The sequence below is a fragment of the Phytobacter ursingii genome, from assembly GCF_001022135.1.
Taxonomy (GTDB): domain Bacteria; phylum Pseudomonadota; class Gammaproteobacteria; order Enterobacterales; family Enterobacteriaceae; genus Phytobacter; species Phytobacter ursingii.
Map to the genome: position 1 here is coordinate 5,152,965 of NZ_CP011602.1, position 14,060 is coordinate 5,167,024.

Here is a 14,060-nt window from a genome sequence, read left to right on the forward strand (position 1 = left end):
TGCTGGAATTTTTTAACACTGATAAATCCAGGGTTAAATAAAAGGCGCCAGTTGCGACGCCCGATAATTAGAGGAAGAAAGGGCTGGGCTGGAACAGGCGCTCAACATCGGTAATATATTTTTTGTCGGTAAGAAACATGATGACGTGGTCACCTTGTTCGATGCGTAAGTTGTCGTTGGCGATCATGACATCATTGCCGCGTACGACAGCGCCGATAATTGTACCAGGCGGTAACTTAATCTCATCGATGACACGCCCGACGACGCGTGATGTACTCTCATCACCGTGCGCCACAGCCTCTATCGCCTCAGCCACTCCGCGGCGCAGCGATGACACACCCACGATATCTGCTTTACGCACATGGCTCAGCAGCGCAGAAATGGTAGCCTGCTGTGGTGAAATCGCAATATCGATCACGCTTCCCTGTACCAGATCGACGTAGGCGCGTCGTTGAATTAGCACCATGACTTTCTTGGCGCCCATTCGCTTGGCCAGCATGGCAGACATGATATTCGCTTCATCATCGTTTGTGACGGCTATGAAGAGATCCATTTGATCAATATGTTCTTCTGCCAACAACTCCTGATCGGATGCATCACCATAAAACACAATGGTGTTTTGTAGTTTTTCTGCCAGTTCAGCCGCGCGTTGCTGATCGCGCTCGATCAATTTGACGCTGTAATCTTTTTCCAGACGCATTGCCAGCCCAGCGCCGATATTACCGCCGCCAACAAGCATGATGCGCTTATAAGGTTTTTCAAGACGCTGTAACTCGCTCATTACGGCACGAATATGCTGAGACGCGGCGATGAAAAAGACTTCATCACCGGCTTCGACAATCGTTGAACCCTGCGGACGAATTGGACGGTCATGGCGGAAGATGGCGGCGACGCGGGTATCAATATGCGGCATATGCTCGCGCATCGTTGATAGCGCATTTCCTACCAGAGGTCCGCCGTAATAGGCTTTTACGACGGCGAGGCTGACTTTCCCTTCGGCGAAATTCACGACCTGCAATGCCCCTGGATATTCAATCAATCGATAAAGGCTATCGATGACCAGTTGCTCGGGGGCGATAAGGTGGTCGATAGGCACCGCTTCGGAATGGAACAACTTGTCTGCATCTCGGACGTAATCCGGGGAGCGGATGCGAGCAATACGATTTGGCGTATTAAACAGTGAATAGGCCACCTGGCAGGCAACCATATTTGTTTCGTCCGAACTGGTTACCGCAACCAGCATGTCCGCGTCGTCTGCACCTGCTTCACGCAGCACGCGTGGATGTGAACCATGTCCCTGGACAACGCGTAAATCAAATTTGTCCTGCAGACTACGCAGACGATCGCCGTTAGTATCCACGACGGTGATGTCATTATTTTCACCGACCAGGTTTTCCGCCAGCGTACCGCCGACTTGTCCCGCGCCCAGTATTATGATTTTCATCAGCTGCGACCCGTTATCCTACTCATTGTTTGGAAAGCTTAGCGTAAAAGAAGCCGTCACCCTCTTCGGCTCCAGGCAGATTCTGTTGCCCAGGCCGTTCTGGCGTTCCCGTCACACTTAAGCGAGCATCAGGCGTGCGTGAAATGAATGCGGCAATTTGCTGGCTGTTCTCTTCCGGCAAAACGGAGCACGTGGCATAAACCAGCGTACCGCCTGGTTTGAGATGTGGCCAGACAGCATCAAGGATCTCAGCCTGTAATTGCACAAGTTCGCTGATGTCACGATCCCGACGCAACCATTTGATATCCGGATGGCGGCGGATTACACCCGTTGCCGAGCAGGGCGCATCCAGCAAAATACGGTCGAATTTTTCATCACCGCACCATTGCGCAGGGTGACGTCCATCACCTTGCTTCACCTCAGCCTTCATTCCCAGGCGTTTAAGATTGTCATAGACGCGGGAAAGGCGTTGCTCATCAATGTCGACAGCCAGAACACTGGCTTGCGGGGCGGCTTCAAGAATATGCGTGGTTTTACCGCCGGGCGCGGCACACAAGTCCAGGATGCGTTCACCATTTTGCGGTTCAAGGAAGGTGATACATCCCTGGGCAGAAGCATCTTGTACGGTGACCCAGCCCTCATCAAATCCTGGTAATGCGCTAACAGGAACCGCGGAGGCCATGCGTACGGCATCGGGATAGCCCGGATGAGGGAATCCTTCCATTCCGCTTTCAGCCAGCAGAGCCAGCCAGGCATCGCGGGAGTGGTGGTTACGATTCACGCGTAACCACATCGGTGGACGCAGATTATTGGCTTCTACTATATGTTGCCATTGTTGCGGATACGCTTTTTGCAGGCGTTTTAGCAACCAGGTTGGGTGCAGGAAGCGTTGTTCGCTCTGTTCAAACTCAGCTTGTAAGACGTCTTGCTGGCGCTGGAACTGACGCAGGACACCATTAATTAATCCTTTAAGCTGTGGGCGCTTGATAGCAACGGCACCTTCAACGGTCTCGGCCAGCGCAGCGTGAGCCGGAATGCGGGTATGCAGCAACTGGTACAGGCCAATCATAATCAGATAATGCACAGTACGCTGTTTACCCGTCATCGGGCGGGACATCAGTTTGTTGATGAGCCAGTCCAGTTGTGGGAGTGTTCGCAGAGCACCAAAGCAGAGCTCCTGCAGCAATGATTTGTCTTTATCGGAGACTTTCTGCTGGAGCGCCGGCAGAACATTACTCAGGGATTGCCCTTGTTCAACGACTTGTTCGATGGCCTGTGCCGCCATGCTGCGTAAATTAATATTTTTTTTCATAGCCACGAAAATAAAAACGCCCGGTAATACCGGGCTTAAAGATAATTGTCAGACCAGGCGATTACCCGGCGTAAACCACTCCCGCCGGGAGTTTAGGAGATCCTGAGTATTCATCGCTTTTTTACCGGCGGGTTGGAGCGATTCAAGATTCAAAATGCCCTCAGCCGTGGCAACCTGAATGCCTTGCTTATTGGCTTCAATAATGGTGCCGGGTTCGGCTTTAGCCTGGGTGTTTATCACCGATGCCTTCCAGACCTTAACCGGCTGGTCATCAATGACGAAATAGCTCATTGGCCATGGATTGAAGGCTCGAATACAACGCTCCAGTTGCGCCGCCGACAAAGACCAGTCAAGAAGCGCTTCTTCTTTACTGAGTTTTTCTGCATAGGTAACCCGCTCTTCGTCCTGCACCTCGGGTGTTGCCGTACCGGTTGCAATGTGCGTCAGCGTTGCGAGTAAACCCTGTGGACCAAGTTGTGCCAGCTTATCGTAAAGTGTCGCACTGGTATCTTCGGCAGTGATCGGGCAGGAGAGCTTATAAAGCATATCGCCCGTGTCCAGCCCGACATCCATTTGCATGATGGTGACGCCAGTTTCCCTGTCACCCGCCCAAAGGGCGCGTTGGATCGGCGCTGCACCACGCCAGCGTGGGAGCAAAGAGCCGTGTACGTTCAGGCAACCGAGACGAGGCATCTCCAGAACGGCTTTTGGTAAGATGAGGCCATAGGCGACAACCACCATGATATCGGCCTGCAAATCGGCAACGAGTTGTTGATTTTCCTGTGGACGAAGAGACACTGGCTGAAATACCGGAATCCCTTTCTCTTCAGCCAGCACTTTGACCGGGCTCGGCATCAATTTTTTGCCGCGTCCGGCAGGACGATCAGGCTGAGTGAATACGCCAACGATCTGATGCTCAGAAGAGAGCAGCGCGTTGAGGTGACGCGCTGCAAAATCAGGTGTGCCGGCAAATATAATGCGTAGTGAATCTGACACGTGGATTCTTATCCTTAAGCTCGCGCTTTCATGCGATCAAGTTTTTCAACTTTCTGACGAATACGTTGTTGCTTGAGCGGCGACAGATAATCGATAAACAATTTACCGACCAAATGATCCATCTCATGCTGGATACAAATCGCCAACAGACCATCTGCTTCCAGCTCGTAGGTTTGGCCTTCACGGTTCAGCGCACGGATTTTCACTTTTTCGGCACGCGGAACAAGCGCTCGTTGCTCTGGAATAGAGAGGCAACCCTCTTCAATTCCCGTCTCGCCGCTTTTTTCCAGCAGTTCTGGGTTAATTAACACCAGTTGCTCATCGCGATTTTCAGAGACATCAATAACGATAATGCGTTGATGAATATCCACCTGGGTTGCAGCCAGACCAATACCTTCTTCCGCATACATCGTTTCAAACATATCGTCGACGATACGCTGAATTTCTGCATTAACTTCTTTTACCGGCGCGGCGACTTTGCGAAGACGCTCGTCCGGAATATGTAACACTTGCAAAACTGCCATAAATATCCAGAGTCGTGTTCAGGAGTAAGAAAGATTATCCCTTCTATTCTAGACAAATCCCCCTCTGATTGACAGCATCGGTGACCAATCGCAAGGATTGGGCGAGCTATTTATGGCAGGGACGCAGATGACTTCTACAGAAATATGGTTGCGCCTGATATATACAGGCGATTTGTTCGGTGAGGGGATGCTCAGCGCGGCGCAAAATCTGGCAAACAGTGCCGTGATTGATGTTGAGACGTTAACCGCAAGTGGCTTAACGGCAAAACAGGCCAGACGGTTTCTGGCAATGAGTTCACATGAAATCGAAGAGAGTCTGCTGTGGCTTGAGCAGCCGCAGCATCATCTTATTCTCGCCTGCGAGCAGCAATATCCTCAACAATTACGGGCGATTGCAGATTACCCGGGAGCGCTTTTTATTAAAGGGGAGCCAGATGCGCTGGTGAACCAGCAGCTTGCTGTCGTCGGTAGCCGGGCACATTCATGGTACGGCGAACGCTGGGGTACACTGTTTTGTGAGGCGCTGGCGCGAAGCGGTTTAACGATTACCAGCGGGCTAGCGCTTGGAATTGACAGTGTCGCACATCGCGCAGCACTTAACGCGCAGGGTAAAACCATTGGTGTACTGGGGCATGGCCTTTTTACCGTTTATCCACGACGCCATGTCTCCCTTGCCGCCGATATCATTGCCAATGGCGGGGCGCTCGTCTCCGAATTTTCTCTCAAGACCACGCCTTATCCAGGCAATTTCCCTCGGCGAAATCGCATTATCAGTGGGCTTAGTCGTGGGGTGCTGGTTATCGAGGCTGCTTTACGCAGCGGTTCATTAGTCACTGCACGCTGTGCGGCGGAACAGGGGCGTGACGTTTTTGCACTCCCCGGCCCGGTTGGAAATCCCGGTAGCGAAGGGCCGCATTGGTTGATACAGCAGGGGGCGCTTCTGGTTATCTCGCCAGAAGAAATCCTGGAAAATTTACAATACGGGCTACATTGGTTGCCTTCGGGTAACGAAAATTCAATTTATTCTCCAGATCAAGAAGAGGTGGCATTGCCATTTCCCGAGCTCCTGGCTAACGTAGGAGATGAGGTAACACCTGTTGACGTCGTCGCTGAACGTGCCGGCCAACCTGTGCCAGTAACTGTGGCTCAGCTACTTGAACTGGAGTTAGCAGGGTGGATCGCAGCTGTACCCGGCGGCTATGTCCGATTAAGGAGGGCAAGCCATGTTCGACGTACTAATGTATTTGTTTGAGACTTACATCCATAACGAAGCTGAAATGCGGGTAGATCAGGACAAACTAGAACGGGACCTTACCGACGCTGGTTTTGATCGTGAAGATATCTACAACGCGCTTCTGTGGCTTGAAAAGCTGGCTGATTATCAGGAAGGCCTCGCCGAACCGATGCAGCTTGCTTCTGACCCGCTCTCCGTGCGTATTTATACGCCAGAAGAGTGTGAACGGCTGGATGCCAGTTGCCGGGGATTTTTACTATTCCTGGAGCAGATTCAGGTGCTAAACCTCGAAACACGTGAGATGGTGATTGAACGAGTGCTGGCGCTGGATACGGCAGAATTCGAACTGGAGGACCTGAAATGGGTCATTCTGATGGTTCTGTTTAACATTCCAGGATGCGAAAACGCTTACCAGCAAATGGAAGAATTACTCTTTGAAGTGAATGAAGGTATGCTGCATTAATCATTTTTGCAGCTTCCAGAGTCCTTATGGCCAAATCAGCACTGTTTACGGTGCGTAACAACGAGCCCTGCCCACAGTGCGGGGCTGAACTCGTTATTCGTTCCGGCAAGCATGGTCCGTTTCTCGGATGTTCTCACTATCCGGAATGCGATTACGTCCGTCCGCTGAAAAGTCAGGCGGATGGGCATGTCGTCAAAATTCTGGAAGGACAAGACTGCCCCATTTGTGGTGCCGTACTGGTATTGCGACAGGGGCGGTTCGGGATGTTCATTGGCTGCAGCCACTATCCTGAGTGTGAACATACCGAGCAAATAGATAAACCCGATGACACTGCGATCACTTGTCCGCAGTGCCAGACCGGGCACTTGATCCAACGACGGTCGCGATTTGGCAAAACCTTCCATTCCTGCGATCGTTACCCCGATTGTCAGTTCGTTATCAATTTCAAACCCGTGGCAGGGGAGTGTCCAACATGCCACTACCCGCTACTGATCGAGAAAAAAACGGCGCAAGGCACCCGATGTTTCTGCGCCAGTAAACAATGTGGAAAGCCGGTAACGGCGGAACAGACCCGTGAAGAATAACCTGCATTTGGATCCCATCGCGGCTGCGGTGGCGGTCCTGAAAAATAAAGATGTCATCGCCTATCCCACAGAGGCAGTTTTCGGTGTTGGGTGTGACCCGGACAGCGAGATTGCTGTAAATCGTCTGCTTGAGTTGAAACAGCGCCCGATCGAGAAAGGGCTTATCCTCATTGCCGCCAGCTTCGAGCAGTTAAAACCCTATATAGACGACAGCATGCTGAGCGAGGCCCAGCGGCAGGCCGTTTTCGCCTGCTGGCCAGGACCTGTGACATTCGTATTTCCTGCCAAAGCCACCACGCCGCGCTGGCTGACCGGGCGTTTTGATTCTCTGGCAGTACGCGTTACCGATCACCCGCTCGTGATTGCGTTATGCGAAGCGTATGGCAAACCGCTGGTATCAACCAGTGCAAACTTGACCGGTTTACCTCCTTGCCGAACGGATGACGAAGTACGCCAGCAATTTGGTGCCGATTTCCCTGTCGTGGAAGGGAAAACGGGTGGCCGCCAGAATCCTTCTGAAATTCGCGACGCCCTCACCGGCGAATTATTCCGTCAAGGTTAACGCTATGGAATCCTACGCTGTATTTGGTAATCCAATCGCACATAGCAAATCGCCGTTCATCCACGCGCAATTTGCAGCCCAATTAAAGATTGAACATCCTTATGGTCGTGTACTGGCGCCAATGGATGCTTTCATCAATACGCTTGAGGCTTTCTTCCTTGCGGGGGGGAAAGGTGCCAATATCACTGTACCTTTTAAAGAGGAAGCGTTCAGCCGGGCAGACGAACTTACCGAACGTGCTGCGCTTGCGGGTGCGGTAAATACGTTAAAACGTCTTGAAGATGGGCGCTTGCTGGGTGACAACACTGACGGAATTGGGTTGTTAAGCGATCTGGAACGCTTGTCATTTATCCGGCCCGGATTTCGCATCCTACTGATTGGTGCGGGTGGCGCCGCACGAGGTGTACTGCTCCCACTGCTTTCGCTGGATTGTGCAGTGACAATAACAAACCGGACGTTAGCTCGCGCACAAGAACTGGCAACGCTTTTTGCTCACACCGGCAGCGTGAATGCGATTGCGTTATCCGATTTGGCAGGCCATGAATTCGACCTCATTATTAATGCCACCTCCAGCGGTATCGATGGAGCGGTGCCCGAACTCCCTGAGTCTCTCATTCATGCAGAGCTTTATTGCTACGATATGTTCTATCAAAAAGGCAGCACGCCTTTCCTGGCGTGGTGTCAGCAGCATGGTGCGCAACGATGTGCCGATGGTTTGGGGATGCTGGTGGGGCAAGCGGCACATTCGGTGCTGCTATGGCATGGTGTATTGCCAGATATAGAATCTGTTATTAAACAGCTCCAGAGGGAACTGGCGGAATGAACCAGTCTATTCAGTTTCCCGACAGGGAGGAATGGAATGACGTACAGCAGGCGATTTTTTTTCCTGCACTGGTGAACGGCTTGCAACTTACCTGCATTATGCGTGCTGAGATTCTGGCGGATCGTTTTGGGGGCAATTCGCCAGCGTTGTGGCTGGCGTTGTTCCGGGAAAACCGCTGGGATCTGGAAGACGAGGCCGAACAGTTGATCCGTGAGCAGCAAGAAGATGAGCTGGGCTATATCTGGTTATCCTGAGCCAAATACTCATCTTTCCATTTCACGTAGTTGTTCGCCGAGTATTTTAACCCAGCGACCTCTTCTTCTTTTAGCGGGCGGATCTGTTTCACTGGACTTCCAAGGTAAAGGTAACCGCTCTCAAGGCGTTTATTTTGCGGAACCAGGCTGCCCGCGCCAATCATCACATCATCCTCGATAACCGCGCCATCTAATAAAATGGACCCCATACCAACCAGAACGCGATTGCCGATAATACAGCCATGCAGCATGACCTTATGTCCTACCGTCACATCTTCGCCAATGATCAGCGGATTACCTTCGGGGTTATAAGAAGATTTATGCGTAACGTGTAATACGCTACCGTCCTGGATATTACTGCGCGCCCCTATCTCTACATAGTTAACATCACCGCGGATAGCGACCAGCGGCCAGATACCGACATCATCAGCAATACGGACATCGCCGATCACAACGCTGGTGGCATCGACCATTACTCTTTCACCGACTTGAGGATACAAATTTCTATAAGGACGTAGAACTGCGGACATAGCTACCTCATCAAAAACAGGTTGTGAAGAAGACTTTGGTGGCAATAACGTCCTTCTGCAAGCCTTTTACTTGTCATAATTCGAACAGATCGTACGGGATCTCAGCGAAAAGGGCGAAAAAACAACAATCAGTAAAAAAGATCGAAAAAACGCTTGTGCAAAAAAATGGGATCCCTATAATGCGCCTCCGTTGAGACGACAATGTGAAACACTTCACGAGATGGTCGGAACAACGAAGAGAAAAATCCTGAAATAACGGGTTGACTCTGAAAGAGGAAAGCGTAATATACGCCACCTCGCAACGGTGAGCGAAAGCCGCGTTGCACTGCTCTTTAACAATTTATCAGACAATCTGTGTGGGCACTCAAAGTGACATGGATTCTTAACGTCCCCGGACGATAAATGAATACCAAGTCTCTGGAGTGAACACGTAATTCATTACGAAGTTTAATTCTAAGAGCATCAAACTTTTAAATTGAAGAGTTTGATCATGGCTCAGATTGAACGCTGGCGGCAGGCCTAACACATGCAAGTCGAACGGTAGCACAGAGGAGCTTGCTCCTCGGGTGACGAGTGGCGGACGGGTGAGTAATGTCTGGGAAACTGCCCGATGGAGGGGGATAACTACTGGAAACGGTAGCTAATACCGCATAACGTCGCAAGACCAAAGAGGGGGACCTTCGGGCCTCTTGTCATCGGATGTGCCCAGATGGGATTAGCTAGTAGGTGGGGTAATGGCTCACCTAGGCGACGATCCCTAGCTGGTCTGAGAGGATGACCAGCCACACTGGAACTGAGACACGGTCCAGACTCCTACGGGAGGCAGCAGTGGGGAATATTGCACAATGGGCGCAAGCCTGATGCAGCCATGCCGCGTGTGTGAAGAAGGCCTTCGGGTTGTAAAGCACTTTCAGCGGGGAGGAAGGCAGTACGGTTAATAACCGTGTTGATTGACGTTACCCGCAGAAGAAGCACCGGCTAACTCCGTGCCAGCAGCCGCGGTAATACGGAGGGTGCAAGCGTTAATCGGAATTACTGGGCGTAAAGCGCACGCAGGCGGTCTGTCAAGTCGGATGTGAAATCCCCGGGCTCAACCTGGGAACTGCATTCGAAACTGGCAGGCTTGAGTCTTGTAGAGGGGGGTAGAATTCCAGGTGTAGCGGTGAAATGCGTAGAGATCTGGAGGAATACCGGTGGCGAAGGCGGCCCCCTGGACAAAGACTGACGCTCAGGTGCGAAAGCGTGGGGAGCAAACAGGATTAGATACCCTGGTAGTCCACGCCGTAAACGATGTCGATTTGGAGGTTGTGCCCTTGAGGCGTGGCTTCCGGAGCTAACGCGTTAAATCGACCGCCTGGGGAGTACGGCCGCAAGGTTAAAACTCAAATGAATTGACGGGGGCCCGCACAAGCGGTGGAGCATGTGGTTTAATTCGATGCAACGCGAAGAACCTTACCTGGTCTTGACATCCACGGAATTCGGCAGAGATGCCTTAGTGCCTTCGGGAACCGTGAGACAGGTGCTGCATGGCTGTCGTCAGCTCGTGTTGTGAAATGTTGGGTTAAGTCCCGCAACGAGCGCAACCCTTATCCTTTGTTGCCAGCGGTCCGGCCGGGAACTCAAAGGAGACTGCCAGTGATAAACTGGAGGAAGGTGGGGATGACGTCAAGTCATCATGGCCCTTACGACCAGGGCTACACACGTGCTACAATGGCGCATACAAAGAGAAGCGACCTCGCGAGAGCAAGCGGACCTCATAAAGTGCGTCGTAGTCCGGATTGGAGTCTGCAACTCGACTCCATGAAGTCGGAATCGCTAGTAATCGTGGATCAGAATGCCACGGTGAATACGTTCCCGGGCCTTGTACACACCGCCCGTCACACCATGGGAGTGGGTTGCAAAAGAAGTAGGTAGCTTAACCTTCGGGAGGGCGCTTACCACTTTGTGATTCATGACTGGGGTGAAGTCGTAACAAGGTAACCGTAGGGGAACCTGCGGTTGGATCACCTCCTTACCTTAAAGAACCTGCCTTTGCAGTGCTCACACAGATTGTCTGATGAAAAGTGAATAGCAAGGCGTCTTGCGAAGCAGACTTTGTGTCCCCTTCGTCTAGAGGCCCAGGACACCGCCCTTTCACGGCGGTAACAGGGGTTCGAATCCCCTAGGGGACGCCACTTGCTGGTTGTGTGAGTGAAAGTCGCCTGCCCTGCTATCTCAAAACTGACTCACGAGTCATGTTTGAGATATTTGCTCTTTAAAAATCTGGATCAAGCTGAAAATTGAAACGACACACAGTGTCTGTTCTCCGTAATAAGAACAGATGACAGTGTGTTCGAGTCTCTCAAATTTTTACAGCGCGAGAATGAATCGAAAGAAACATCTTCGGGTTGTGAGGTTAAGCGACTAAGCGTACACGGTGGATGCCCTGGCAGTCAGAGGCGATGAAGGACGTGCTAATCTGCGAAAAGCGCCGGCGAGGTGATATGAACCTTTGACCCGGCGATGTCCGAATGGGGAAACCCAGTGTGTTTCGACACACTATCATTAACTGAATCCATAGGTTAATGAGGCGAACCGGGGGAACTGAAACATCTAAGTACCCCGAGGAAAAGAAATCAACCGAGATTCCCCCAGTAGCGGCGAGCGAACGGGGAGCAGCCCAGAGCCTGAATCAGCTTGTGTGTTAGTGGAACGGTCTGGAAAGTCCGGCGATACAGGGTGACAGCCCCGTACACGAAAGCACACAGGTTGTGAGCTCGATGAGTAGGGCGGGACACGTGGTATCCTGTCTGAATATGGGGGGACCATCCTCCAAGGCTAAATACTCCTGACTGACCGATAGTGAACCAGTACCGTGAGGGAAAGGCGAAAAGAACCCCGGCGAGGGGAGTGAAAAAGAACCTGAAACCGTGTACGTACAAGCAGTGGGAGCACCTTCGTGGTGTGACTGCGTACCTTTTGTATAATGGGTCAGCGACTTATATTCTGTAGCAAGGTTAACCGAATAGGGGAGCCGAAGGGAAACCGAGTCTTAACTGGGCGTTAAGTTGCAGGGTATAGACCCGAAACCCGGTGATCTAGCCATGGGCAGGTTGAAGGTTGGGTAACACTAACTGGAGGACCGAACCGACTAATGTTGAAAAATTAGCGGATGACTTGTGGCTGGGGGTGAAAGGCCAATCAAACCGGGAGATAGCTGGTTCTCCCCGAAAGCTATTTAGGTAGCGCCTCGTGAATTCATCTCCGGGGGTAGAGCACTGTTTCGGCTAGGGGGCCATCCCGGCTTACCAACCCGATGCAAACTACGAATACCGGAGAATGTTATCACGGGAGACACACGGCGGGTGCTAACGTCCGTCGTGAAGAGGGAAACAACCCAGACCGCCAGCTAAGGTCCCAAAGTCATGGTTAAGTGGGAAACGATGTGGGAAGGCACAGACAGCCAGGATGTTGGCTTAGAAGCAGCCATCATTTAAAGAAAGCGTAATAGCTCACTGGTCGAGTCGGCCTGCGCGGAAGATGTAACGGGGCTAAACCATGCACCGAAGCTGCGGTAGCGACACTATGTGTTGTTGGGTAGGGGAGCGTTCTGTAAGCCTGCGAAGGTGTGCTGTGAGGCATGCTGGAGGTATCAGAAGTGCGAATGCTGACATAAGTAACGATAAAGCGGGTGAAAAGCCCGCTCGCCGGAAGACCAAGGGTTCCTGTCCAACGTTAATCGGGGCAGGGTGAGTCGACCCCTAAGGCGAGGCCGAAAGGCGTAGTCGATGGGAAACAGGTTAATATTCCTGTACTTGGTGTTACTGCGAAGGGGGGACGGAGAAGGCTATGTTAGCCGGGCGACGGTTGTCCCGGTTTAAGCATGTAGGCTGATTATCCAGGCAAATCCGGATAATCAAGGCTGAGGTGTGATGACGAGTCACTACGGTGATGAAGTAACAAATGCCCTGCTTCCAGGAAAAGCCTCTAAGCATCAGGTAACACGAAATCGTACCCCAAACCGACACAGGTGGTCAGGTAGAGAATACCAAGGCGCTTGAGAGAACTCGGGTGAAGGAACTAGGCAAAATGGTGCCGTAACTTCGGGAGAAGGCACGCTGATATGTAGGTGAAGTCCCTGCGGACGGAGCTGAAATCAGTCGAAGATACCAGCTGGCTGCAACTGTTTATTAAAAACACAGCACTGTGCAAACACGAAAGTGGACGTATACGGTGTGACGCCTGCCCGGTGCCGGAAGGTTAATTGATGGGGTTATCCGTAAGGAGAAGCTCTTGATCGAAGCCCCGGTAAACGGCGGCCGTAACTATAACGGTCCTAAGGTAGCGAAATTCCTTGTCGGGTAAGTTCCGACCTGCACGAATGGCGTAATGATGGCCAGGCTGTCTCCACCCGAGACTCAGTGAAATTGAACTCGCTGTGAAGATGCAGTGTACCCGCGGCAAGACGGAAAGACCCCGTGAACCTTTACTATAGCTTGACACTGAACATTGAGCCTTGATGTGTAGGATAGGTGGGAGGCTTTGAAGTGTGGACGCCAGTCTGCATGGAGCCAACCTTGAAATACCACCCTTTAATGTTTGATGTTCTAACGTGGACCCGTGATCCGGGTTGCGGACAGTGTCTGGTGGGTAGTTTGACTGGGGCGGTCTCCTCCCAAAGAGTAACGGAGGAGCACGAAGGTTGGCTAATCCTGGTCGGACATCAGGAGGTTAGTGCAATGGCATAAGCCAGCTTGACTGCGAGCGTGACGGCGCGAGCAGGTGCGAAAGCAGGTCATAGTGATCCGGTGGTTCTGAATGGAAGGGCCATCGCTCAACGGATAAAAGGTACTCCGGGGATAACAGGCTGATACCGCCCAAGAGTTCATATCGACGGCGGTGTTTGGCACCTCGATGTCGGCTCATCACATCCTGGGGCTGAAGTAGGTCCCAAGGGTATGGCTGTTCGCCATTTAAAGTGGTACGCGAGCTGGGTTTAGAACGTCGTGAGACAGTTCGGTCCCTATCTGCCGTGGGCGCTGGAAGATTGAGGGGGGCTGCTCCTAGTACGAGAGGACCGGAGTGGACGCATCACTGGTGTTCGGGTTGTCATGCCAATGGCATTGCCCGGTAGCTACATGCGGAAGAGATAAGTGCTGAAAGCATCTAAGCACGAAACTTGCCCCGAGATGAGTCTTCCCTTGTCCTTTAAGGACACTAAAGGAACGTTGAAGACGACGACGTTGATAGGCCGGGTGTGTAAGCGCAGCGATGCGTTGAGCTAACCGGTACTAATGAACCGTGAGGCTTAACCTTACAACGCCGAAGATGTTTTGGCGGATTTGAGAAGATTTT

11 protein-coding genes, 1 tRNA gene and 2 rRNA genes are annotated in these 14,060 nt (G+C 51.9%); 9 read left to right on the forward strand and 5 right to left on the reverse strand.

Features of this window, described 5'->3' with window-relative positions; all coding sequences use genetic code 11:
* Positions 1–67 precede the first annotated feature (67 nt).
* From trkA to def, 4 genes are read right to left on the reverse strand one after another with little or no spacing between them, the layout of a single operon-like run.
* Complete coding sequence (trkA, locus tag AB182_RS27890) at positions 68–1,444, reverse strand: Trk system potassium transporter TrkA (RefSeq protein ID WP_039076825.1); 1,377 nt, start codon at positions 1,442–1,444, stop codon at positions 68–70.
* A 22-nt stretch (positions 1,445–1,466) separates the two neighbouring features.
* Positions 1,467–2,756, reverse strand: a complete 1,290-nt coding sequence (rsmB, locus tag AB182_RS27895; RefSeq protein WP_047372886.1) for a 16S rRNA (cytosine(967)-C(5))-methyltransferase RsmB — start codon at positions 2,754–2,756, stop codon at positions 1,467–1,469.
* 48 nt (positions 2,757–2,804) lie between these two features.
* On the reverse strand, positions 2,805–3,752 hold the full coding sequence (fmt, locus tag AB182_RS27900; protein WP_047372887.1) for a methionyl-tRNA formyltransferase: 948 nt from the start codon (positions 3,750–3,752) through the stop codon (positions 2,805–2,807).
* 14 nt (positions 3,753–3,766) lie between these two features.
* Positions 3,767–4,276, reverse strand: a complete 510-nt coding sequence (gene def, locus AB182_RS27905; RefSeq protein ID WP_039076828.1) for a peptide deformylase — start codon at positions 4,274–4,276, stop codon at positions 3,767–3,769.
* Positions 4,277–4,463: 187 nt separating this feature from the next.
* On the opposite strand from def, the gene dprA reads away from it, so the two are divergent.
* Genes dprA through AB182_RS27935 form a run of 6 tightly spaced genes read left to right on the forward strand, consistent with a single transcriptional unit; the run spans position 4,464 to position 8,196 of the window.
* Positions 4,464–5,528: a DNA-protecting protein DprA gene (gene dprA / locus AB182_RS27910; RefSeq protein WP_380081277.1), complete on the forward strand. Its 1,065-nt coding sequence runs from the start codon at positions 4,464–4,466 to the stop codon at positions 5,526–5,528.
* Positions 5,500–5,973 (forward strand): DUF494 family protein Smg, encoded by a 474-nt coding sequence (smg, locus tag AB182_RS27915; RefSeq protein WP_039076830.1) that lies wholly within the window; start codon positions 5,500–5,502, stop codon positions 5,971–5,973. Before dprA ends, smg begins: the two co-directional genes overlap by 29 nt.
* A 26-nt stretch (positions 5,974–5,999) precedes the next feature.
* Complete coding sequence (locus tag AB182_RS31170) at positions 6,000–6,557, forward strand: DNA topoisomerase family protein (RefSeq protein WP_071845968.1); 558 nt, start codon at positions 6,000–6,002, stop codon at positions 6,555–6,557.
* Entirely contained in the window at positions 6,547–7,119 is a 573-nt protein-coding gene (gene tsaC / locus AB182_RS27925) for an L-threonylcarbamoyladenylate synthase type 1 TsaC (protein WP_047372890.1), read from the forward strand. The genes AB182_RS31170 and tsaC overlap by 11 nt, the downstream gene beginning before the upstream one ends.
* A 4-nt stretch (positions 7,120–7,123) precedes the next feature.
* Complete coding sequence (gene aroE, locus AB182_RS27930) at positions 7,124–7,942, forward strand: shikimate dehydrogenase (protein WP_047372891.1); 819 nt, start codon at positions 7,124–7,126, stop codon at positions 7,940–7,942.
* A complete protein-coding gene (locus AB182_RS27935; RefSeq protein WP_047372892.1) occupies positions 7,939–8,196 on the forward strand; it encodes a DUF1488 family protein in 258 nt (85 codons plus the stop codon). Before aroE ends, AB182_RS27935 begins: the two co-directional genes overlap by 4 nt.
* On the opposite strand, the gene AB182_RS27940 is transcribed toward AB182_RS27935, so the two are convergent.
* On the reverse strand, positions 8,178–8,726 hold the full coding sequence (locus tag AB182_RS27940; RefSeq protein ID WP_047372893.1) for a gamma carbonic anhydrase family protein: 549 nt from the start codon (positions 8,724–8,726) through the stop codon (positions 8,178–8,180). The two genes, AB182_RS27935 and AB182_RS27940, sit on opposite strands and share 19 nt — an antisense overlap.
* Positions 8,727–9,198: 472 nt before the next feature.
* Between AB182_RS27940 and AB182_RS27945 the strand changes: the two genes are divergently transcribed.
* The 3 genes from AB182_RS27945 (at position 9,199) to AB182_RS27955 (ending at position 14,021) form a co-directional block, all read left to right on the forward strand.
* Positions 9,199–10,740 (forward strand): 16S ribosomal RNA (locus AB182_RS27945).
* An 84-nt stretch (positions 10,741–10,824) separates the two neighbouring features.
* Positions 10,825–10,900 (forward strand) — tRNA-Glu (locus AB182_RS27950).
* 219 nt (positions 10,901–11,119) lie between these two features.
* Positions 11,120–14,021: ribosomal RNA gene (locus AB182_RS27955) — 23S ribosomal RNA — on the forward strand.
* Together the 16S and 23S rRNA genes with 1 tRNA gene alongside form the textbook arrangement of a ribosomal RNA operon.
* Positions 14,022–14,060 lie beyond the last annotated feature (39 nt).

Excerpts from the sequence above, each read along its gene's own strand:
- trkA (WP_039076825.1), bottom strand. The coding sequence starts at position 1,444 with ATGAAAATCATAATACTGGGCGCGGGACAAGTCGGCGGTACGCTGGCG.
- rsmB (WP_047372886.1), bottom strand. The coding sequence starts at position 2,756 with ATGAAAAAAAATATTAATTTACGCAGCATGGCGGCACAGGCCATCGAA.
- def (WP_039076828.1), bottom strand. The coding sequence starts at position 4,276 with ATGGCAGTTTTGCAAGTGTTACATATTCCGGACGAGCGTCTTCGCAAA.
- dprA (WP_380081277.1), top strand. The coding sequence starts at position 4,464 with ATGCTCAGCGCGGCGCAAAATCTGGCAAACAGTGCCGTGATTGATGTT.
- smg (WP_039076830.1), top strand. The coding sequence starts at position 5,500 with ATGTTCGACGTACTAATGTATTTGTTTGAGACTTACATCCATAACGAA.
- AB182_RS31170 (WP_071845968.1), top strand. The coding sequence starts at position 6,000 with ATGGCCAAATCAGCACTGTTTACGGTGCGTAACAACGAGCCCTGCCCA.
- aroE (WP_047372891.1), top strand. The coding sequence starts at position 7,124 with ATGGAATCCTACGCTGTATTTGGTAATCCAATCGCACATAGCAAATCG.
- AB182_RS27935 (WP_047372892.1), top strand. The coding sequence starts at position 7,939 with ATGAACCAGTCTATTCAGTTTCCCGACAGGGAGGAATGGAATGACGTA.
- AB182_RS27940 (WP_047372893.1), bottom strand. The coding sequence starts at position 8,726 with ATGTCCGCAGTTCTACGTCCTTATAGAAATTTGTATCCTCAAGTCGGT.